Annotated in this window: 19 protein-coding genes; 10 read left to right on the plus strand and 9 right to left on the minus strand. The window is 73.5% G+C overall.

Features of this window, described 5'->3' with window-relative positions; all coding sequences use genetic code 11:
* Positions 1-53 precede the first annotated feature (53 nt).
* Positions 54-1,433: an MDR family MFS transporter gene (locus IAG43_RS14220; protein WP_187741122.1), complete on the plus strand. Its 1,380-nt coding sequence runs from the start codon at positions 54-56 to the stop codon at positions 1,431-1,433.
* Here the strand turns inward: IAG43_RS14220 and IAG43_RS14225 are convergent.
* From IAG43_RS14225 to mshA, 3 genes are all read right to left on the minus strand, one after another.
* Positions 1,371-3,146, minus strand: coding sequence for an MFS transporter (locus IAG43_RS14225; protein WP_246574325.1), 1,776 nt, complete (start codon positions 3,144-3,146; stop codon positions 1,371-1,373). The two genes, IAG43_RS14220 and IAG43_RS14225, sit on opposite strands and share 63 nt — an antisense overlap.
* A 187-nt stretch (positions 3,147-3,333) precedes the next feature.
* Entirely contained in the window at positions 3,334-3,855 is a 522-nt protein-coding gene (locus IAG43_RS14230; protein ID WP_187741123.1) for a type III secretion system chaperone family protein, read from the minus strand.
* 156 nt (positions 3,856-4,011) lie between these two features.
* Complete coding sequence (mshA, locus tag IAG43_RS14235) at positions 4,012-5,352, minus strand: D-inositol-3-phosphate glycosyltransferase (protein ID WP_187744455.1); 1,341 nt, start codon at positions 5,350-5,352, stop codon at positions 4,012-4,014.
* 319 nt (positions 5,353-5,671) lie between these two features.
* Here mshA and IAG43_RS14240 point away from each other — a divergent pair, with 319 nt between their 5' ends.
* The 3 genes from IAG43_RS14240 to IAG43_RS14250 all read left to right on the plus strand — a co-directional run bounded on the left by IAG43_RS14240 (position 5,672) and on the right by IAG43_RS14250 (position 9,890).
* Positions 5,672-6,454: a class I SAM-dependent methyltransferase gene (locus IAG43_RS14240; protein ID WP_187741124.1), complete on the plus strand. Its 783-nt coding sequence runs from the start codon at positions 5,672-5,674 to the stop codon at positions 6,452-6,454.
* A gap of 550 nt (positions 6,455-7,004) precedes the next feature.
* Positions 7,005-8,105, plus strand: a complete 1,101-nt coding sequence (locus IAG43_RS14245) for a C40 family peptidase (RefSeq protein WP_187741125.1) — start codon at positions 7,005-7,007, stop codon at positions 8,103-8,105.
* Between the two features lie 543 nt (positions 8,106-8,648).
* Positions 8,649-9,890: a PP2C family protein-serine/threonine phosphatase gene (locus IAG43_RS14250; protein ID WP_187741126.1), complete on the plus strand. Its 1,242-nt coding sequence runs from the start codon at positions 8,649-8,651 to the stop codon at positions 9,888-9,890.
* Positions 9,891-10,254: 364 nt separating this feature from the next.
* Here the strand turns inward: IAG43_RS14250 and IAG43_RS14255 are convergent, their stop codons facing one another.
* The 3 genes from IAG43_RS14255 to IAG43_RS14265 all read right to left on the minus strand — a co-directional run bounded on the left by IAG43_RS14255 (position 10,255) and on the right by IAG43_RS14265 (position 11,773).
* Positions 10,255-10,599: a DUF2516 family protein gene (locus IAG43_RS14255; RefSeq protein ID WP_187741127.1), complete on the minus strand. Its 345-nt coding sequence runs from the start codon at positions 10,597-10,599 to the stop codon at positions 10,255-10,257.
* 111 nt (positions 10,600-10,710) lie between these two features.
* The gene (locus IAG43_RS14260; RefSeq protein ID WP_187741128.1) at positions 10,711-11,298 is read right to left on the minus strand and encodes a hypothetical protein; all 588 of its coding nucleotides are present in this window, start codon (positions 11,296-11,298) and stop codon (positions 10,711-10,713) included.
* A gap of 34 nt (positions 11,299-11,332) precedes the next feature.
* Positions 11,333-11,773, minus strand: coding sequence for a helix-turn-helix domain-containing protein (locus tag IAG43_RS14265; RefSeq protein ID WP_187741129.1), 441 nt, complete (start codon positions 11,771-11,773; stop codon positions 11,333-11,335).
* A gap of 198 nt (positions 11,774-11,971) precedes the next feature.
* Between IAG43_RS14265 and IAG43_RS14270 the strand changes: the two genes are divergently transcribed.
* From IAG43_RS14270 to IAG43_RS14285, 4 genes are all read left to right on the plus strand, one after another.
* The gene (locus tag IAG43_RS14270; RefSeq protein WP_187741130.1) at positions 11,972-12,406 is read left to right on the plus strand and encodes a helix-turn-helix transcriptional regulator; all 435 of its coding nucleotides are present in this window, start codon (positions 11,972-11,974) and stop codon (positions 12,404-12,406) included.
* Positions 12,407-12,425: 19 nt separating this feature from the next.
* Positions 12,426-12,839, plus strand: a complete 414-nt coding sequence (locus IAG43_RS14275; protein WP_187741131.1) for a VOC family protein — start codon at positions 12,426-12,428, stop codon at positions 12,837-12,839.
* A 32-nt stretch (positions 12,840-12,871) separates the two neighbouring features.
* Complete coding sequence (locus IAG43_RS14280; RefSeq protein WP_187741132.1) at positions 12,872-15,262, plus strand: ATP-binding cassette domain-containing protein; 2,391 nt, start codon at positions 12,872-12,874, stop codon at positions 15,260-15,262.
* A gap of 343 nt (positions 15,263-15,605) precedes the next feature.
* Positions 15,606-16,235 carry a histidine phosphatase family protein gene (locus IAG43_RS14285; RefSeq protein WP_187744456.1) on the plus strand — a complete coding sequence of 210 codons (630 nt, stop codon included), beginning with the start codon at positions 15,606-15,608 and terminating at the stop codon, positions 16,233-16,235.
* Between the two features lie 15 nt (positions 16,236-16,250).
* On the opposite strand, the gene IAG43_RS14290 is transcribed toward IAG43_RS14285, so the two are convergent.
* Together IAG43_RS14290 and IAG43_RS14295 are read right to left on the minus strand one after the other, a co-directional pair.
* Positions 16,251-16,388 carry a hypothetical protein gene (locus IAG43_RS14290; protein WP_187741133.1) on the minus strand — a complete coding sequence of 46 codons (138 nt, stop codon included), beginning with the start codon at positions 16,386-16,388 and terminating at the stop codon, positions 16,251-16,253.
* A gap of 65 nt (positions 16,389-16,453) precedes the next feature.
* Positions 16,454-17,260 carry a TetR/AcrR family transcriptional regulator gene (locus IAG43_RS14295; protein WP_187741134.1) on the minus strand — a complete coding sequence of 269 codons (807 nt, stop codon included), beginning with the start codon at positions 17,258-17,260 and terminating at the stop codon, positions 16,454-16,456.
* Between the two features lie 148 nt (positions 17,261-17,408).
* On the opposite strand from IAG43_RS14295, the gene IAG43_RS14300 reads away from it, so the two are divergent.
* Together IAG43_RS14300 and IAG43_RS14305 are read left to right on the plus strand one after the other, a co-directional pair.
* Positions 17,409-18,473 (plus strand): ATP-binding cassette domain-containing protein, encoded by a 1,065-nt coding sequence (locus tag IAG43_RS14300; protein ID WP_187741135.1) that lies wholly within the window; start codon positions 17,409-17,411, stop codon positions 18,471-18,473.
* A gap of 31 nt (positions 18,474-18,504) precedes the next feature.
* Positions 18,505-19,230 (plus strand): ABC transporter permease, encoded by a 726-nt coding sequence (locus IAG43_RS14305; protein ID WP_187744457.1) that lies wholly within the window; start codon positions 18,505-18,507, stop codon positions 19,228-19,230.
* A gap of 63 nt (positions 19,231-19,293) precedes the next feature.
* Here the strand turns inward: IAG43_RS14305 and IAG43_RS14310 are convergent, their stop codons facing one another.
* Positions 19,294-20,319, minus strand: a complete 1,026-nt coding sequence (locus IAG43_RS14310; RefSeq protein WP_246574327.1) for an aminoglycoside phosphotransferase family protein — start codon at positions 20,317-20,319, stop codon at positions 19,294-19,296.
* Between the last annotated feature and the right edge of the window lie 160 nt (positions 20,320-20,479).

The raw sequence follows: 20,479 nt of genomic DNA on the forward strand, positions 1-20,479 counted from the left end.
GACCGTAACGTGCGGATACCTGCCTGGCCACTTACATCTTCATGGGGGGATCCATGTCCGTCGTCGCTGTGCGGCGTGCCGTGAGCCAGAGCGTCTCGGGACTCCCCCGTGAGTTCTGGTGGCTGTGGACGAGCACGCTCGTCAACCGGCTCGGTGCGTTCGTCGCCACCTTCATGACGCTCTACCTGACCCTGGAGCGCGGCTACTCGGCCTCGTACGCGGGACTCGTCGCCGCGCTGCACGGGCTCGGCGGCGTCGTGTCGTCGCTGGGCGGCGGGGTGATGGCCGACCGGCTGGGCCGCCGGCCCACGCTGCTGATCGCGCAGACGTCGACGGCGCTCTCCGTGGCGCTGCTCGGGTTCGTCGAGGACCCGGTGGCCATCCCGGTGGTCGCCTTCGTCGTCGGCATGGCGAGCAACGCCTCACGGCCCGCGGTCCAGGCGATGATGGCCGACATCGTGCGCCCCGAGGACCGGGTGCGGGCGTTCTCCCTGAACTACTGGGCGATCAACCTCGGCTTCGCCATCTCCTCGGTGGCCGCGGGCTTCATCGCCGAGTACAGCTACCGTGCCGGTTTCCTCGGCGAGGCGGCGATGACGCTGGTCTGCGCGATCGTCGTCTTCGTGAAGCTGCCCGAGTCGCGACCGGAGAAGGCCGCGGACGAGGGGGCGGGCGAACCGGAGACGGGGATGCTCGGTGTGGTGCGCGACGGGCGGTTCATGTCGGTCGTCGGGCTGTCGTTCCTCGTCGCGCTGATCTTCATGCAGGGGCATGTGGGCCTGCCGCTCGCCATGGGCGCCGACGGATTCAGCAGTTCCGACTTCGGCCTGGTGATCGCGGTGAACGGCGTGCTCATCGTGGTGCTGCAGATCCCGGTGACCCGCTTCATCGAGCACCGCGACCCGGGCCGCCTGCTGATCCTCTCCGCGCTGCTCGCGGGCTACGGGTACGGGCTCACGGCGTTCGCCGGCTCGCTCGGCATATACGCGGTGACCGTCGCCGTCTGGACGATCGCCGAGATCATCAACGCGCCCACCCAGACCGGTCTGGTGGTCCGCTTCTCGCCGGTGCACGCCCGCGGCCGCTACCAGGGCATGTACAGCCTGTCGTGGTCGGCGGCGGCCCTGGTCGCCCCGCTGATGTCGGGCTTCGTCATCGACCGGTGGGGCTCCGGATGGCTCTGGGGCCTGTGCGCGGTGATCGGCACGGTGGCCGCGGCCGGGTACTGGCTGGTGGTGCGCGACCTGCCCGGCGAGCGGCAGGGGCCCGGAGGTCCGGAGGGCTCCGGAGCCGGCCGGAGCACCGGGGCGGAGCCGGGCGCCGGGGAGCCTGCGGAGCAGGTCACGAGGACGGAGCCGGTGGAGCAGCGGTCAGTCCCTGCGCCGGCGGGCGGCGTCGCGGTCGAGCGAGGCGGGATCGACGCCGCCGCCTGAGGTCCGGCGGCCGGGGCCGCCGTCTGTGGGAACGGAGCCCCCGGAGCCGCCGTCCGCGGGAGCGGAGCCGTCGCCGGGGCCGCCGTCCGCCGGTGCGCGGCGGTCGGTCCCGGCGGCCGTCGCGTCGCCGGTCGCGTCGCCGGTCACCTTCGTTCCGGGGTGGAAGTGCGCGCAGACGTACGCGACGGCGAGCGCGATGGCCATGCCGTAGAACACCCACTGGTTGGCCTGGGCGAAGTCCAGCCGGATCGCGTTCATCGAGTCGCGCATGGTCGTCGCGAGCGGCCCGGTGCCGCTGGGGGTCGCCCCGTCCGCGTGGCCGGTGACGGCCTCGCTGACGGAGCGGGCGGCGTCCTGTGCCGCCCCCGCCGGGACGCCCTTGCCCTGGAGCGTCTCCACCACACGGTCGGTGGTCACATGGGTGAGGATCGTCCCGAAGACGGCCATGCCCACGGCGGCGGCGTAGTTGCGCACGGTCTGCGTGATGCCGGTGACCTCGCCGTAGGAGGCGCCGATGGACCGGTTGACGGCGTCGGTGGACGCCGGGGCCAGCAGGAGGCCGATGCCCGCACCCGCCAGCGCCGCGTAGGGCCACTGGTCGTGCATCGACAGGTCGGTGAGCTTGTTGGCCCACAGCGCGAAACCGACCGCGCCGAGCGCCGTGCCGAGCTTCAGCGCGGGCTTGGCACCCTTCCGGTCGAGGATCCGCCCGCCCCACTGGGAGGCGATGGCGAAGCCGATGAAGAAGTAGAGCAGGAACAGCGCGGCCTGGTTGGGCGAGGCGCTGAGCGAGACCTGTGCGTAGACGGACGCGAAGAAGAAGACCGGGACGAACGCGAGCATCGCGAAGAAGAGCACCAGGTTGTCGGCGGCGAACGCCTTGTCGCGGAAGACCCGCAGCTTCACCAGGGGCTGTTCCAGGGTGAGTTCGTAGCGGAAGAAGAACGCCAGGACTGCGAGGCCGCCGACGATGCACACCCACGTCAGGACACTGCTCCACCCCCAGGCCGACGCCTGCTGCAGGCCCAGCACGCTCAGCCCCATCCCGGCCGCGACCAGCACCGCGCCGGGGACGTCGAGCTTCTCGGGGCGCCGGATGTTCGGGACACGGGCGAGGAAGGTGAGGACGAGCGCGATCACGGCGACCGGGACGTTGACCCAGAAGATCGCCCGCCAGGTCCAGCCGGTGAGCCAGCCACCGAGCAGCGGGCCGACGGCGGTCAGCGCGCCGGACAGCCCGAAGAACAGGGCGAGCGCGCGGCCGCGCTTCTCCACCGGGAAGACGTTGACGACGACGGCGAGCGCGGCGGGGAACATCAGTGCCGCGCCGAGCCCTTGGGTGGCGCGGAAGACGATCAGCCAGGGCTGGGCGAAGTCGCCGTCGGGGACGCACCCGCACAGCACGGAGGAGATGACGAAGGTGAGGGTGCCGACGACCATCACGCGGCGGTGGCCGAGGATGTCGGCGAGCCGCCCGCCGAGCGCGAAGAACGCGGCCAGCGTGAGCAGATAGGCGTTGACGACCCACTGCATCCCGGAGGAGGTGAGGCCGAGTTCGTCGATGATGCTCGGGGCGGCGATCGAGACGATGGTCTGGTCGATGAACGTCATCGACACCGCGAAGAGCATCGCCGCGAGAGCCAGCGTCTGATGTGGCGCACCGGGGCCTGATGCCCGCGTCGAGGAGACCGCGTGGGACCTGTCGTTGCCCATGCAATCGAGTGTGAACCCGCCCGCGCCGGTGCGCACTCCCGCGCGAGCCGGTGCGCACCGGCTCGCGCGGGGAGGAAGGGGGATGCCGGGACGGCGTGGGGCCGGGCGGAGCGGCATGCGGCCCGGAGGGCGTCGGCCGTCGCGCCGGCAGCGGGCCGTCAGCCGGCGGCGGGCTGTCGGCGGGCCGTCAGTCGGCCGGACGCCGGATCAGCGAGGCGAAGGCGTCGAGGTTGCGGGTGGACTCGCCCCGCGACACCCGCCAGGCGTACTCGCGCCGGATCGCACTCTCGAAACCGAGCTCCAGCAGGGTGTTGAAGGCCCCGTCCGAGGCCTCCAGGATCGTGCCCAGCAGCCGGTCGAGCTCCTCCGGCGTGACCACGGACAGCGGGAGCCGGCCCGTCAGGTAGATGTCCCCGAGCCGGTCGACCGCGTAACTCACGCCGTAGAGCTTGAGGTTGCGCTCCAGCAGCCAGCGGTGGACGGCGGCGTCGTTCTCGTCGGGGTGGCGGATGACGAAGGCGTTGACCGACAGCGAGTGGCGGCCGACCCGCAGGGAGCAGGTCGTCGACAGCTTCCGGGTACCGGGCAGTTGGACGACGTACGTGCCCGGTTCCGGGCTCTCCCAGTCGAGTTCGGCGTCCCTCAGGGTCTGCTCGACGACCAGCGTGGTCTGCTCGGTGCGCTGCGTCGCGCGCTCTGCGTCAGCCATGGTGGGAGCGTACGTCAGTGGTGGTGCGCCCGCGTGCGGTGGCGGTGCTCGGCGGAGGTGCGCCGTGCGCGGTGGCGGTGCGCCCGCGTGCGGTGGCGGTGCTCGGCGGAGGTGCGCCGTGCGCGGTGGCGGTGCGCCCGCGTGCGGTGGCGGTGCTCAGCGGAGGTGCGCCCGCGTGCGGTGCCGGTGCTCGTGCATCGCGGCCGCGTAGACGTCGGCGGTCGCCGAGGCCGCCGTGCCCCAGCCGAAGGACTGCGCGTGCCGGGCGGCGGCCTGTCCCATCCGGTCGGCGAGCGAGTCGTTCCGCAGGAAGGCCGCCAGCACGTCCGCGTAGTGCGCCGGATCGTGCCCGGGGACGAGGAAGCCCGTCTCCTCGTCGCGCACCGCGACGGGCAGCCCGCCGACGGCCGCGGCGACGACCGGCGTGCCGGCCGCCTGAGCCTCGATGGCCACCAGCCCGAAGGACTCGCTGTACGAGGGCATGACCAGCGCGGACGCGGCCCGGAACCAGTCCGCGAGCTGCTCCTGGCCGACCGGCCGGTGGAAGTGGACGACATCGGCGATGCCGAGACGTGCGGCGAGCTTCTGCAAGCCCTCCGGCCTGGCCAGTCCGCTGCCGCTCGGCCCGCCGACGACCGGCACGAAGAGGCGGTGCCGCAGCGACGGGTCGCGTTCCAGCAGGACCGCGACCGCCCGCAGCAGGATGTCGGGGGCCTTGAGGGGCTGGATGCGGCCGGCGAAGAGGGGGATGAAGGCGTCCTGGGGCAGGCCCAGCCGGGCCCTGGCCGCCGCGCGCCCGTCGGCCGGGCGGAACACGTCCAGGTTCACGCCGGGGTGGACCACGGCGACCTTGGCCGGGTCCGCGTCGTAGAAGCGGACGAGCTCGTCGGACTCCTCCGCAGTGTTGGCGATCAGCCGGTCGGCCGCCGCGACTATCTGGGTCTCGCCGATGACCCGCGAGGCGGGCTCGGGGGTGTCCCCCTCGGCCAGCGCGGCGTTCTTGACCTTGGCCATGGTGTGCATGGCGTGGACCAGCGGGACGCCCCAGCGCTCGGCGGCCAGCCAGCCCACGTGGCCGGAGAGCCAGTAGTGGGAGTGCACCAGGTCGTAGTGGCCGGGCCGGTGGCCGGCCCAGGCCCGCATCACACCGTGGGTGAAGGCGCACAGCTGCGGCGGCAGGTCCTCCTTGGCGAGCCCTTCGTAGGGGCCCGCGTCGACGTGCCGCACCAGGACGCCCGGCGCCAGCTCGACCACGGGCTGCAGACCGCCGGTGGTGGCCCGGGTGAAGATCTCCACCTCGATGTTGATGGCGGCGAGGCGCTTGGCGAGCTCGACGATGTACACGTTCATCCCGCCCGCGTCGCCGGTGCCCGGCTGGTGGAGCGGGGAGGTGTGCACGCTCAGCATCGCGATCCGGCGCGGCTTCCGGTGTCCGCTGGGGAACCGGAGACGCGGGGTCATCCGGCTGCTGCCGAATCGGGAGACGTACTGGCTCACGTCGGCGGTCCTCTCGGGTGCGGGCACGGCGATGGGCGGGGCGGTCGGGCCCCGCACGGCCGTCAACAGCGGAACCGGCTCTTCCATTTCCGGAACGGGGTCACTTTGCCAAATGATTGCCGAGCCCCGGTCAGGCGGATGCCCCCGTTCCCCGTCCACCGCGAGGGGGAGGGCGCGGGAGGCGGCAGGACCCTCCGGGGGCGGGAGGCGGGGGCCGCGCGGGAGGCGGGGCGGAGGCCGGCACGGGCCGAGACCGGGGCCGGGGCGGGGCAGGAACGGGGCCGGGGCGGGAACCGGGGCCTCGCTTACCCTCGATGACATGAATCGCCCCGTCGGCACCGCCACCCGCGGGACGACCAACCCCAACCGCCTGCGCCGGATGGACCGCTGGATGGCGGCCGTCCACGGCGCCGCGCTGCGCCGCGGCGAGACGCCTCCGGTCGCCGTGGACCTCGGGTACGGGGCGGCACCCTGGACCGCCGTGGAACTGCTCCAGCGGCTGCGCACGGCGGACCCGCGCTGCACGGTCGTCGGCATCGAGATCGATCCGGCCCGGGTCGCCGCCGCCGCGCCGTACGCCCGCGAGGGCCTCGCCTTCCGGCACGGCGGCTTCGAGGTGCCGACCGCCGGGCGTCCGGCGCTCATCCGGGCCGCCAACGTGCTGCGCCAGTACGACGAGGACGAGGTCGCGGCGGTGTGGGACCGCCTGACGAAGCGGCTGGCGCCCGGCGGACTGCTCGTCGAGGGCACCTGCGACGAGATCGGGCGGCGGCACGTCTGGGTCGCCCTGGGGCCCGAGGGTCCGCGATCGGTGACCTTCGCGACCCGGCTCGGCTCGCTGGACCGGCCGTCCGACCTCGCGGAGCGGCTCCCGAAGGCGCTCATCCACCGCAACGTCCCCGGTGAGCCGGTGCACGCCTTCCTCCGCGACTTCGACCGCGCCTGGGCGGCGGCCGCGCCCTACGCCTCCCTCGGCGCGCGCCAGCGGTGGATCCGGGCGGTCGGCGACCTCGCCCGGGACTGGCCCGTGACCGACGGCCGGCGGCGCTGGCGCCAGGGCGAGGTCACCGTCGCCTGGAACGCGCTGGCCCCGGCGGCGTAGGGCGTCGCCCGGTCGCCGGCTGACGGCGTATCGGCCGTCGGCGGCCGCCCGGCATCCGGGCGAAATCCCCGCGCGCACAGCGGCGGACGACGCGGGCCCCTGACGGATGCCGGGCGCGCGTCCACGGGTGGACGCCCCGCGCACCCCATCGGGGCGTCCGCCCCGCAGACCGCCACGGACGTCGCACACCTCACCGCGCCGACCACTCCCCACGGCGCTTCACCGCTTTCCACCGCGCTCCCCCACCGCCCTTCACCACCCCACCGCCCTTCACCGCCCTTCACCGCGAACGGGACACTCTCACGGGTGAACCTGCCGAACACGGGAACGGCCCGCGCCCGTCACTCGTCAGTGACGGTGGAGCGGGAGAAGAGGACGTGCCGCCGTATCGGCGGGCGGCACGACACGGGGCGGGGACGGGACGGGGCGCCGAACTGCCGTGCGACTCTGTCGCTTTCGCCGGAGTCATGACACCATCACGGTCGTCACCAATAAGTTACTGACCGTTAATCGGATTTCACGGGCCAGGTGTTCGCCCGGAGGGGGAGTCGTGCACCGTCGCCGCATCGCCACAGCCGCCGCGATCGCCGTCGTCAGCGCCCTGACGGCGCTGACCCTGTTCGCTTCGCCGGGCACCGCGTTCGCCGCGCCCGATCCGCAGCCCGAGCCGCCGGCCTCGGTCACCGTGCCCGGCGCCATGGCGCCGCCCGCGCCGAGCGCGTCGCTGGAGGCCGTCCGCCTGCGGATAGACGAGCTGTACCGCCAGGCGGCCTCCGCGACGGACGCCTACAACCTCGCCGAGGAGCGCACCCGGAAGCAGTCGGCCGAGCTGGTGAAACTGGCCGAGCAGATGGCCGCGGGCGAAGCCCGCATCGAAGAGCTGAAGAACCGCGCGGGCGCGGCCGCCCGCGCCCAGTACCGCGGCGGCGGCCTGCCCCCCGAGGCCCAGCTGGCCCTCACCGACGACCCGCAGCTCTTCCTGGACGGCATCGGCAGGATCCAGCAGGGGCAGAAGGCCACCAAGGACCTCCTCGCGGAACTGACGGAGGCCCAGGCCGGTTTGGTCGCCTACAGCAAGGACGCCGGCCTCCAGTGGGAGAAGCTGGAGGACAACCGGGTCAAGCGGGAGAAGGCCCGCAAGGAGATCACCGGGAAGATCGCCGAGGCCAAGAAGCTCGAGGACAAGCTGCAGAAGGAGGAGTTGGACCGCCTCCTCCAGCTCGAGCGGCAGGCTCAGCAGCAGGCCCAGACCCAGTGGCTCGACTCCGGCATACTCCAGGAGATCGACGGCCGCGCGAGCGAGCAGGGCAGGAAGGCGATCGCCTTCGCCACCGCGCAGATCGGCAAGCCGTACGTCTGGGGCGCGGAGGGCCCGGCGTCCTACGACTGCTCGGGGCTCACCCAGTCGGCGTGGGCGGCGGCCGGGCGGGGCATACCGCGCACCTCGCAGGAGCAGTGGCGGCTGCTCCCCCGCATCGACATCAGGGACATGCGCCCCGGGGACCTGATCATCTATCACGCCGACGCGAGCCACGTCGGGATGTACGTGGGCAACGGATCGATCGTCCACGCACCGCGCCCCGGCCGTCATGTGACGCTGGCGGGCGCCGGTTCGATGCGGATTCTCGGAGTCGTCCGGCCCGACAGGTGACCGCCCGCGCCCCGGCCCCTGACCGCCCGCGCCCCGGCCCGGCAGATGACCGCCCGGGCCGCCGCGACCCGGCAGACGGCACGGCGGGAGTTCGGCCCGGCTCGCCACGCGACGGGAGCTCTCCGGGCGGGCGAAGCGGCGGGCCCGCCCGACGGGTGACGCGGCGGGCTCCCGGCCCGGCACGTCCCCGGGGGCCGGCTCCGGCACTCCCCTCTGTGCCGGGTGCGGGCACGTGATCCGCGTCCCATCGCACGCCCCCGCGGCTCCCCCTTACGGCGGCGCGGAGGCGAACGCCGGCCGCCGCCGGCCCGGCACGTGAGCTGTGCCACCCGGCACACCGGACGAATCAGGACGAGGCACCGGCGAGCGCGTGACGTTCGTCATGGATCGGCCGCCAACTGCGCCCCTACGCATGGCATATGCCACTGGCTCTTGAGCTGTCGCCATTCCGTTCGGCCGCCGCCTACCGCTATGGTCCCCGTCTGGCGGGACGTCGATCGTCGCCCTGCCGCGCCCTCGGGGGGAGGGAAGGAAACAACACCGATGCCCGTACCCGTACCGCGACAGAGGACCGCCCCCGTCGCGGAGACCGCCCCTGGCGGGACGACCGGAGGCGATCTGACGCTTCTGGTCATCGAGGACGACCCGGCGGGCACCCTCAGCGTCCCGGACCTCCTCGACGCCTCGGGAACCCGGGTCCGCATCCGCACCGCGCGCAACCTGACCGAGGCGGAGCGGCTGCTCACCGACGACGTGCACTGCGTGCTCGTCGACCTCGCCCTGCCCGGACGCACCCAGGACGAGGAGCTGGGCGCGCTCAAGCACGTCCTGCGCCTCGCGCCCCGGCACGCGGTGCTGGCCCTGACGGCCTCCGGTGACAACGAGCTGGCGGCCGAGGCGGTTCGCGTCGGCGCCCAGGACCACCTCGTCCGCGAGGAGCTCGACGCCCGGCTGCTCAGCCGCGCCGTCCGCTACGCCGTCGAACGCAAACGCGCCGACGCCGCCCAGGTGAAGCTGGCCGAGTCCCGGCTGCGTGCCCAGGAGAACGCCCGGCTGGAGCGCGGCCTGCTGCCCACTCCCCTGCTGGAGGGCTCCGATCTGCGCTTCGCCGCGCGCTACCGGCCCGGCCGCTCCCGCGCGCTGCTCGGCGGCGACTTCTACGACACCGTCCGCACCCCGGACGGCACCGTCCACGCCATGATCGGCGACGTCTGCGGTCACGGCCCGGACGAGGCCGCGCTCGGCGTGGAACTGCGCATCGCCTGGCGGGCGCTGACCTTCGCCGGACTCTGCGGCGACGAGTTGCTCTCCACCCTCCAGCGGGTGCTGGAGCACGAGCGGGAGAGCGACGAGATCTTCGCGACGCTCTGCACCGTCGACATCACCCCCGACGGCCGGCGGGCGGGCCTGTGCCTGGCGGGCCACCCCGCTCCGCTGATCGCCCGCCACGGCCGCGCCGCCCAGCTGCTGCCGTACGAGGACGGCGGCCCCGCGCTGGGCCTGCTGCCGCGTGCCCGCTGGCCGCGCCGGCAGGTGGAACTGGGCGGTGTGTGGAGCCTGATGATGTACACCGACGGTCTGATCGAGGGCCGCCAGGGCCCGGAGACCCGGCAGCGGCTCGGCCAGGAGGGCATGCTCGCGATGGTCGACCGGCAGCTCGCGGCGGGTCTGGAGGGCGAGGCCCTGCTGGAGGCGGCCGTCGGCGAGGTGCGCGAGATGAACGGCGGCGACCTGACGGACGACGTGGCGGTGCTGCTCCTCAGCCGGCACGCGAAGCGCGCCTGACCCGTCCCCGCGCCCCCTTCACCGCGCACTCCCTGTGCGCGGGGGACCCGCCCGCGCTGCGCGGGCCCGACCCGCGCCCCCGCCTCGCCTCCCGTGCGCACGCGGCCCGTCCGCACAGCCCCGCCCGGGCGCTCGCCGCCCCCGCGGCCATCCGGACGTGTCACGCGCCCCGGCGATCCCGCTGGTTGCAGGCGCCGACCGGCCGGTGCGCGGCCGTCCCCCGCGCACCGGCCCGGGTCCGCCGGCCACCCGTCGGCCCGGCCGCGAGCAGGCGCCCGCACACATGCCGACGGCGCCCGCCGGAGCGGGCGCCGTCGTGACGGGCACGGGAGCAGCGGCGGGCGAGTGCCCGCGCGCCGGCCGGCTAGCGGCCGCCGTTGTACGGGCCGTAGGGTCCGTCGCTGCTCGATCCGCCGCGGCGCCGGCCGCCGCCCGAGACCTGCTGGAGGGCGGGCCGCACGTCCACGAAGAAGACGATGGCGGCGATCAGACCGGCGATCGACAGGAACAGCATCGAGAGCCACGGCACGAGGTTCACCACGGCGGCGAGGCCGAGGATGATCAGCCAGAAGGACTTCGTCTTCTTGCCTGCGGCGCGGTAGGCGTCCTCACGGGCCACCGCCGCCATGACCAGCGCGGTCAGCGAGGTCACGACGAACACCAGCTTGGTGATCATCCACAGCCCGAAGTCGAAATTGTCAGCCAACATCCTGGACACCGCCTACTCAGTCGTGTGTGCCGCCTCGCGGCCAAGGTACCTCCGGCGGAGCCGCCCGCGCGATGAGCCGGACGGGCACCGTGTCACGCGGCTCCCGGCGGATCACTCGGCGGCGGGCGTCTTCTTGGCGGCGGCCTTGCGGGCCGGCGCCTTGCGCGCGGCGGGCTTCTTCGCGCCGGTGGCCGCGGCCCCGGTCGCGGCGGGCTTCGCCTCGGGCTCCCCGGCCTGCGTCCCCGCCTCCGGCTCGACGGCGACGGCGATCTCCACGATCTCCTCGGCCGTCTCGCCGCGCCAGGTCCTGACCGCCTGCTCGCCGTGCTCGGCGACCCGCTCGTAGGTCTCACGGGCCTTGACCGCGTACTCGGCGGCCACGCCCACGCCACGCAGGGCGAGGTCCTGGGCGGTCTCACCGAGCTTCTTCAGGTCGGTGTCCAGGCCGCCGATCACCTCGGTCACCTTCGCCTGGATCGTCGCCTGGGCCTTGCCTGCCTGCACGGACACCTTCTCCTGCACGGCCTTGGGGTCGGTGTTGCGCACGGTCTCGAAACGCCCGGGCGCCTCGGCGGCCAGCTGCTCCAGCAGCGCGGGCACCTTGCGGGCCTGCTGCACGGCGAGGTCGGCGGTGCCGGCGGCGAAGTAGAGCGGGGTCGGGTCGCTGAAGGTCTTGCGCAGGTCGTCGGTGATGGCCATGACTGTCGTCCTCCCGAACGCAGTGGGGTTCTTCTCAGGTCGACTTCGGTTCGGCATCGCCCTCGCCGGCCGTGCGGGGGCCGTCCTCGGCGGTGTCCTCGGTGGTGTCCTCGGCGCCGGCCGCGGATCCGAGCCCGTTCTCCTTGCGGAAGGACTCGTAGATCTGCAGCAGCACCTGCTTCTGGCGCTCGTTGATCGACGGGTCGGCGAGTATGACCGCCCGCGTCTCCAGCGGGTCGCGCTCCTGCTCGTCGAGGATCCCGGCCCGGACGTAGAGGGTCTCGGCCGAGATCCGCAGGGCCTTGGCGACCTGCTGGAGCACTTCGGCGCTGGGCTTGCGCAGCCCGCGCTCGATCTGGCTCAGATACGGATTGGACACCCCGGCGGCGTCGGCGAGCTGCCGCAGCGACAGCTGCGCGTTGCGCCGCTGCTCGCGGAGGTAGTCACCGAGATTGCCGACGTTGAGCGATGCCATGCCCCGATGGTGCCGCACCCTTGCTAACTATTGCAAGCAACTGCTTGCAAAAGTGTTCCACGCCACCCGCGCACCCCCACCGCCCCGGCACCCCGCGCGCCCACCGCCCCGCTCGTCCGCCGCCCCCGCTCGCCCGGCGGCCGCCGGCGCCGGGCGGCCACGGCCCCCGCACCGGGGCGCTGTGGCACGATTCCGGAGGTGACCAGCAGACCCACCCCGGCCCAGCACCGGCGCGACCTCGTGCTGCTGCGCCGCGTCCGCGACCGGATCGACCGGGAGTACGCGCAGCCGCTGAACGTCGAGGCCCTCGCCCGCGCCGTGAACATGTCCGCCGGGCACCTCAGCCGCCAGTTCCGGCAGGCGTACGGCGAGTCGCCGTACTCGTACCTCATGACCCGGCGCATCGAACGCGCCATGGCACTGCTGCGACGCGGCGACCTGAGCGTCACCGACGTCTGCTTCACCGTGGGCTGCTCCTCGCTGGGCACCTTCAGCACCCGCTTCACGGAGCTGGTCGGGGTCCCCCCGAGCGTCTACCGGCGGCAGGCCGAACAGGCCACGGCGGGGATGCCTCCGTGCGTGGCGAAGCAGGTCACCCGACCGGTCAGGAATCGAGAAGCGCCGCCCTCCTGACCGCTCTAACGTGGCGGGCATGGACATCAGCATTCACGCCAGTTTCCTGCCGCAGGACGACCCGGAGGCCGCCCTCGCGTTCTACCGCGACACGCTCGGCTTCGAGGTCCGGGGCGACGTCGGCTACGAGGGCATGCGCTGGATCACGGTCGGTCCGGCGGGGCAGCCGGGCGTCTCCATCGTGCTGCACCCCCCGGGCGTCGACCCCGGTGTCACCGACGACGAACGCCGGGTCATCGCCGAGATGATGGCCAAGGGCACCTACGGCAGCATCCTGCTCTCCACGGCCGACATCGACGGCACCTTCGAACGTCTGCAGGCCACTGACGCGGAAGTCGTGCAGGAGCCGACCGACCAGCCGTACGGTGTGCGCGACTGCGCCTTCCGCGACCCCGCGGGCAACATGGTCCGCATCCAGCAGCAGCAGCGCTGAGCCGGCCCGCGCGCCCCACAGATGGAGACACGATGAGCAGGACCACGAGGACGCGCACCCAGCCGTCCCCGCCGCACGCCGCCGACAGCCATGAACTGATCCGTGTGCACGGCGCCCGCGAGAACAACCTCAAGGACGTCAGCATCGAGATCCCGAAGCGCCGGCTGACGGTCTTCACCGGAGTCTCCGGTTCGGGCAAGAGCTCGCTGGTCTTCGACACGATCGCCGCCGAGTCGCAGCGGCTGATCAACGAGACGTACAGCGCGTTCGTGCAGGGGTTCATGCCGTCCACGGCCCGGCCCGAGGTCGACGTGCTCGAAGGGCTGACGACCGCGATCTCCGTCGACCAGCAGCGGATGGGCGGTGACACCCGCTCCACGGTCGGCACCGCCACCGACGCCAACGCCATGCTGCGCATCCTCTTCAGCCGGCTCGGCACGCCGCACATCGGCCCGCCCAGCGCGTACTCCTTCAACACCGCCTCCGTCCGGGCGGCCGGCGCGATCACCGTCGAGCGCGGCAACAAGAAGGCGGTCAAGGCGACGTACGAGCGCACGGGGGGCATGTGCACCCGCTGCGAGGGCCGCGGCACGGTCTCCGACATCGACCTCACCCAGCTCTACGACGACTCCAAGTCGATCTCCGAGGGCGCCTTCACCATCCCCGGCTGGAAGTCGGACAACGTCTGGACGGTCGGCCTCTACGCCCAGTCCGGCTTCCTCGACCCCGACAAGCCGATCCGCCGCTTCACCAAGCAGGAGATGCAGGACTTCCTCTACGGGGAGCCGACCAAGGTCAAGGTCAACGGCGTCAACCTCACCTACGAGGGCCTGATCCCCAAGATCCAGAAGTCCTTCCTGTCCAAGGACAAGGAGGCCATGCAGCCGCACATCCGGGCCTTCGTGGAACGCGCGGTCACCTTCACCGCATGCCCCGAGTGCGAGGGGACCCGGCTCAGCGAGGGCGCGCGCTCCTCCAAGATCGGCACCATCTCGATCGCCGACGCCTGCGCGATGGAGATCCGGGACCTGGCCGCCTGGGTCCGTGAGCTCGACGAGCCGTCCGTGGCGCCCCTGCTCACCGCCCTCCAGGGCACGCTCGACTCGTTCGTCGAGATCGGCCTCGGCTACCTCGCGCTGGACCGGCCCGCGGGCACGCTGTCGGGCGGCGAGGCCCAGCGCGTCAAGATGATCCGTCACCTCGGGTCCTCGCTGACCGACATCACCTACGTCTTCGACGAGCCGACCATCGGTCTCCACCCGCACGACATCCAGCGCATGAACGACCTGCTGCTGCGCCTGCGCGACAAGGGCAACACCGTGCTCGTGGTGGAGCACAAGCCCGAGGCCATCGCGATCGCCGACCACATCGTCGACCTCGGCCCCGGCGCGGGCACGGCGGGCGGCACCGTCTGCTACGAGGGCACCGTCGAGGGCCTGCGGGCCAGCGGCACCGTCACCGGCCGGCACCTGGACGACCGCGCCTCCCTCAAGGACGCCGTGCGCGAGCGCACCGGCTCCCTGGAGATCCGCGGCGCCGACGCCAACAACCTGAAGAACGTCGACGTCGACATCCCGCTGGGCGTGCTCTGCGTCCTCACGGGGGTCGCCGGTTCGGGCAAGAGCTCGCTCGTGCACCAGTCGATTCCGGCGGGCGAGGACGTGGTGGCGGTCGACCAGAGCCCCATCAAGGGGTCGCGGCGGAGCAACCCGGCGACGTACACCGGGCTGCTCGACCCGATCCGCAAGGCGTTCGCCAAGGCCAACGGGGTCAAGCCGGCCCTGTTCAGCGCCAACTCCGAGGGCGCCTGCCCCACCTGCAACGGCGCCGGCGTCATCTACACGGACCTGGCGATGATGGCCGGGGTGGCCACCACCTGCGAGGACTGCGAGGGCAAGCGGTTCCAGCCCTCGGTGCTGGAGTACCGCTTCGGCGGCCGCGACATCAGCGAGGTGCTCGCGATGTCGGTGACCGATGCGGAGGAGTTCTTCGCCGCCGGCGACGCGGCCACCCCGGCCGCGCACCGCATCCTCCGGCGGCTGGTCGACGTCGGCCTCGGCTACATCAGCCTGGGCCAGCCCCTCACCACGCTCTCCGGCGGCGAGCGCCAGCGCCTCAAGCTGGCGACGCACATGGGGGACAAGGGCGGGGTCTACGTCCTGGACGAGCCGACCACCGGGCTGCACCTGGCCGACGTGGAGCAGCTCCTCGGCCTCCTGGACCGCCTGGTCGACTCCGGGAAGTCCGTCATCGTCATCGAGCACCACCAGGCGGTCATGGCGCACGCCGACTGGATCATCGACCTCGGTCCGGGCGCGGGCCACGACGGCGGCAGCGTCGTCTTCGAGGGCACCCCGGCCGACCTGGTCGCCGGCCGCTCCACCGTGACCGGCGAGCATCTCGCGGAGTACGTCGGGGCCTGAGCGGCCCCCGGCCCGGGCGCGCTGCGGCCCGCCCGGGCCGGCGGCACCGTCCCACCGGTCCGGCCTCCGGTGCGCGGGAGCGCCGCCGCCCGGGAACGCCGGGCCGGGAGGCGGTCAGGCGGGGAAGAGGACAGGCCGGGGAAGCAGGTGCGGCCCCCGGTGGAATGCGGGCGCTTCCGTCAGGCACCCCGGCCCCGGACGGGATGCGAGCGGGGAAGGTCCCCGGGCGGACGCCGGCACGCGCGCGGAGCACCCGCGTCCCGGGAACCGGCGGGACGAGGGCGGCGTCCACTCAGCTGTCCCGTACGCCTCCCACGCCACAGGAGCAGCCCGCATGACCGGCATGACCGAGGCCGCCACCCGCTACCTGTACCTCGCCCGGCACGGCGAGGCCGCCTCGGAGGAGGGCGGACTCACCCCCGGCGGACGGCGTCAGGCCGAACTGCTCGGCGAGCGGCTGCGCACCGTGCCGCTCGCCGCGATCCACCACGGGCCGCTCCCCCGCGCCGAGGAGACGGCGCGGCTGATCGGCGAGCGGTCTCCCGACGTCCCGCTGCACCGGTCCGAGGCGGCCGGCGACTACGTCCCGTACCTGCCCGAACGGGCGGAACTGCCGCCGGAGTCGGCCGACATCCTGCTGGCCTTCCTCGCCGGCGCCACCGAGGAGGAGACCCGCAGGGGGCCGGAACTCGCCCGCCGGGCAATGGAGTCGTTCACCGGACCGGCCGCCGGCGGGGAAAGGCACGAGCTGGTCGTCACCCACGCCTTCCTCGTCGCCTGGCTGGTCCGGGCCGCCTTCGACGCCCCCGCCTGGCGCTGGACGGGCCTGCGGGTCGCCAACGCCGCGCTGACGGTGCTGGCGTACACCCCGGGCAGGCCCTCGTCGGTGGTGCTCCTCAACGACATGCGCCATCTCCCCGCCGAGCTGCGCTGGACGGGCTTCCCGCCCGACCGTCTCGACCACCGCATCTGAGCCCGTCCCGGGCGGTCAGCCGCCGGTTCCCCCGGCGGTGGCGCCGGAGCGCGCGGTCGGGCCCTCGTCACAGAGGCGGGTCGGCCCGGCCCTCTCCAGGACGCGCAGCGAGGCGGGGTCCACCGGGTCGGCGCGGGCGTACACGCCGTGCACGCCCGGAGCGGCGGGGGCGCGCGCCGCCTCCGCGGCGCAGCCGAGCCCCCGGCCGGCGCGGAGCCTCAGGACGGCCGGTCCTCGGGACCCCCGGAATCCCGCGCACGCCGGTCGACCAGCACCTCGATCCCGTCCAGCACCCGTTCGAGACCGAACTCGAACTCCCAGTTCCCGTCGTCCGGTTCGGACATGACCCCACTGCGCAGGAGCCGGTCGAGCGCCGGGTGGCGCACGGGGTCGGCGAGGCGTTCGAGAGTACGGGTGTACCCGCGCATGGTCTCCTCGGGGGACTTGCCGCCGGCCGCGACGGCCGCGTTCAGATCGGCCATGAGGAGCGCCTCGTTGCGCACGAATCCGCCGACGAGCAGGACCACCGAGATCTTCTCGCCCTCCCCGAGGGCGGTGTCCGCCAGCGCGGCGAGGCCCCGGTCCCACCAGGCGACGGAGTTCGGTGTGGCCGGCGGGCCGGAGATGGGGATGCGCAGCATCCACAGGTTCCGGTGGAAGACCTCGCGCTGGGCGCGGGCCCAGGCGTCCAGGGCCTCCCGCCACCCCGTCCCCGGGGGCGGGGGCGCGGGGGGCAGGCCCATGGCCGCGTCCTGGACGAGGATGTAGAGCTCGTCCTTGGCCGCGACGTACCGGTAGAGGGACATGGTCGAGACGCCGAGCTCCTTGGCGACCCGGCCCATGGAGACGGCGGCGAGCCCTTCGGCGTCGCCGACCGCGAGGGCCGCCGCGACGATCCGGTCGATGCCGATGCCCGGCTTGGGGCCCTTGCCCGGCCGCTGACGCAGCCCCCAGGCCGCCTCCAGGCTCGCCGGCAGGACGGAGTCCTCGTCCGCCCGCGGGCCCGCCGGTCCGCCGTCCGCCATGGCCGCCCGTCCTCCCTCGTCGCTTGACGCCCATCCTAGTTATGCGTAACCCTTACACAGTAACGCGTATGCCATACGCAGAAGCGGGGAGCCTCGCCGTCCCGGACGGACGGCCGCCCGCGCACCGGACGTGAAGGGGAACCCGACCATGACCCAGCAGCCGCAGCCGCCCCCCACCGCCCGCCACCGGAGCTCCGGCCCCACCGCGGCATCCGCCCCCTCGGCCATCGAGGCGGAAGGGCTCCGCAAGTCCTACGGCCGGGTACAGGTGCTCGACGGCATCGGACTCCGCGTCGCACGCGGCACCGTCTTCGCCCTGCTCGGCCCCAATGGCGCGGGCAAGACGACCACCGTCCGCGTCCTCGCCACGCTCACCGCCGCCGACGCCGGAACCGCCCGTGTCGCGGGCCGCGACGTCGTCACCGAACGTTCCCTGGTGCGCCGGGCCATCAGCCTCACCGGCCAGTTCGCCACGGTCGACGAGAAGCAGACCGGCGAGGAGAACCTGCGGATGATGGGCCGCCTCTGCGGCCTGTCCCGCCCGGCGGCCGGGCGCCGCGCCGCCGAACTCCTCGAACGCTTCGGCCTCGCCCACGCCGGCGGCCGTCTCGTCCACACCTACTCCGGCGGCATGCGCCGGCGGCTCGACCTCGCGGCCGGCCTGGTCGGCGGACCGGAGGTCGTCTTCCTCGACGAGCCGACCACCGGCCTCGACCCGCGCAGCCGCCAGGAACTCTGGCAGGTGGTGCGCGAACTGACCGGCGGCGGCACGACCGTGCTGCTCACCACCCAGTACCTGGAGGAGGCGGACCGCCTCGCCGACCGCATCGCCGTGATGGACTCGGGCCGCATCGTGGCCGAGGGCACGGCGGCCGAACTCAAGGCCGGGGTCGGCGGACACCGCATCGACGTGGTCTTCGCCGACACCGCCGCCTACCTGCGCCACGCGTCCCGCGCGGCCGTCCACCGGTCGCCGGAGACCCTCACCGTCGGGCTGCCCACGGACGGTTCGGCGGCCCGGGTCCGCGCCCTGCTCGACGAGATCGACCCCGGGCGGACCGACGTGGTCCGCTTCAGCCTCCACACCACCACGCTCGACGACGTCTTCCTGTCCCTCACGGGCGAGGGCGACGCGGAGCGTCCCCACCGGGCCACCGCCTCCGCACCCGACGGCGGCCGCCCCGCTCACCGGACGGAGTCCACCCGTGTCTGACGCACCCGGCCCGTTCGTCCCGGCACTCACCATGGCAGGCAGGTGCGTCCGGCTGAGCCGGCGAGACGGCGACGCCCTGATGACCTCGCTGATGCTCCCGGTGATGCTGATGCTGGTCTTCGTCTACTTCTTCGGCGGCGCCATCGACACCGGCACGCAGTACGTGAACTACGTGGTCCCCGGCATCCTCGTGCTGTGCGCCGCCTTCGGCGCGGCGGGCACCGCCGTGCGCGTCAGCGAGGACATGAAGAGCGGGATCATCGACCGCTTCCGCTCCCTGGACATCGGCGGCACGTCGGTGCTCGCCGGCCATGTCGCCGCCAGCACCCTGCGCAACCTGTTCGCGACCGGACTCGTGCTCGGCGTGGGGCTGCTCATCGGCTTCCGCCCGTCCGCGTCCGCCACGGGCTGGCTCGCCGCGGCGGGGATCCTGCTGGTCTTCCTGGTGGCGCTGTCCTGGCTCTCGGCCGCCGTCGGACTCCTGGCGAGGACGCCGGAGGCGGCGAGCGGGTTCACCTTCGTCATGATGTTCCTGCCCTACCCGAGCAGCGCCTTCGTACGGATCGACACGATGCCCACCTGGCTGCACGGCTTCGCCGACCACCAGCCGGTGACACCGCTGATCGAGTCGCTGCGCGGCCTCCTCCACGACCAGCCGGTCGGCACCGCGCCCTGGACGGCGCTGGCCTGGTGCGGGGGAATCCTGGCGGTATCCGTCGTCCTGTCGGGCCTGCTGTTCTCCGCCCGCACCCGCTGACGCCCGCCCGGTACCGGACCGCCCCCGCCCCTCAGCCGCCCGGTACCGGACCGAGCCCACCCCTCACCCGCCCGGTACCGGACCGGCGCGCCCGTTGCCGGCCCGGCGGCGGCGCAGCAGGGCGGCGGCGATCTCCCGGACCCCCGGGACCCGCCGCATGCCCAGCAGCTGGGCCGCACCGCCCAGCAGTCCCTCCAGCTTGCGCGCGGTGACGCAGAGGGCGTTCGGGTCGAGCGGGCCGTCGCCGGTCGACATCCCCGCCCGCACGGTGTCGGTGTAGACGGACTGCACCAGCTTGTAGGCGCGCAGCCGCGGCAGGTCCTCCCGCCACCCCTGCGAGCTCCCGGGCCGCACCCGTTCCACCGCCTCGCGCCACCGCGAGGTCACCACGGCCTCCTGCCGCGCCGGGTAGCGCATCAGGTGCAGGTGGGTCGCCAGTTCGTACAGCGGGTCGCCGAAGACGGCCAGCTCCCAGTCGATCGTCCACAGCCGGTCGTGCCCGTCGACGACGAAGTTCTCCCGGTGGAGGTCGGCGTGGAGCAGGCAGAAGGGCCGCGGGGTGAGCCCGCGCATCCGTCCGGCCAGGCGGGTCAGGCCGTCCTCGGGCACTCCCAGCGCGCCGAACAGCTCCCCGTAGTGCGGCAGGTGCGCCTGGCGCACCTGCTCCTCGGTGAAGCGCAGCAGTTCGGCGGCGAAGCCGGCGCTGTCCCCGTCGGCGACCGGGGTGTCACCGGGGCTCAGCGCCGGGACGCCGAGAGATCCGGGCCCGATCGCGGCCAGTTCGCCGAAGAGACGTTCCACCTGGCGCAGATGGCGTTCGGCGACGACCGTGCCCGGACCTCCCCAGGCCCCCAGCGTGGCCCCCTCGATGAACCGCTGGAGCCCGATGCCGTCCACCAGCATGACCTCCGGAACGCCGGCCACCCGCCCGGACAGCGCGCGGATCAGCGCCTGCTCCGAGGCGAACCAGCGCCGGTCGAACCAGTGGATGCCGTCCCGCGGCTCCCGGCACTTCCACCGGACGGCGCCCGCGCCGCCGTCGGCGCCGGGCAGCGGGAAGGCGTACGTCTCGTGGTGGTACCCCTTCAAGGGGCCCTCGATCAGCGCCTCTCCGGCACTGAGCCGCAGGGACGTCTGCCTGGCGCTCGACGCCGGGCCGGCGGTCGAGGTCGCTGCACCCGTGTGAATGCGGCCGCCCCCCTTGCCCGCGGGGACACCGTCCCCGTCACCGGTACCGGCACGTGCACAG

Source organism: Streptomyces genisteinicus, from assembly GCF_014489615.1.
In the GTDB taxonomy this organism is placed as follows: domain Bacteria; phylum Actinomycetota; class Actinomycetes; order Streptomycetales; family Streptomycetaceae; genus Streptomyces; species Streptomyces genisteinicus.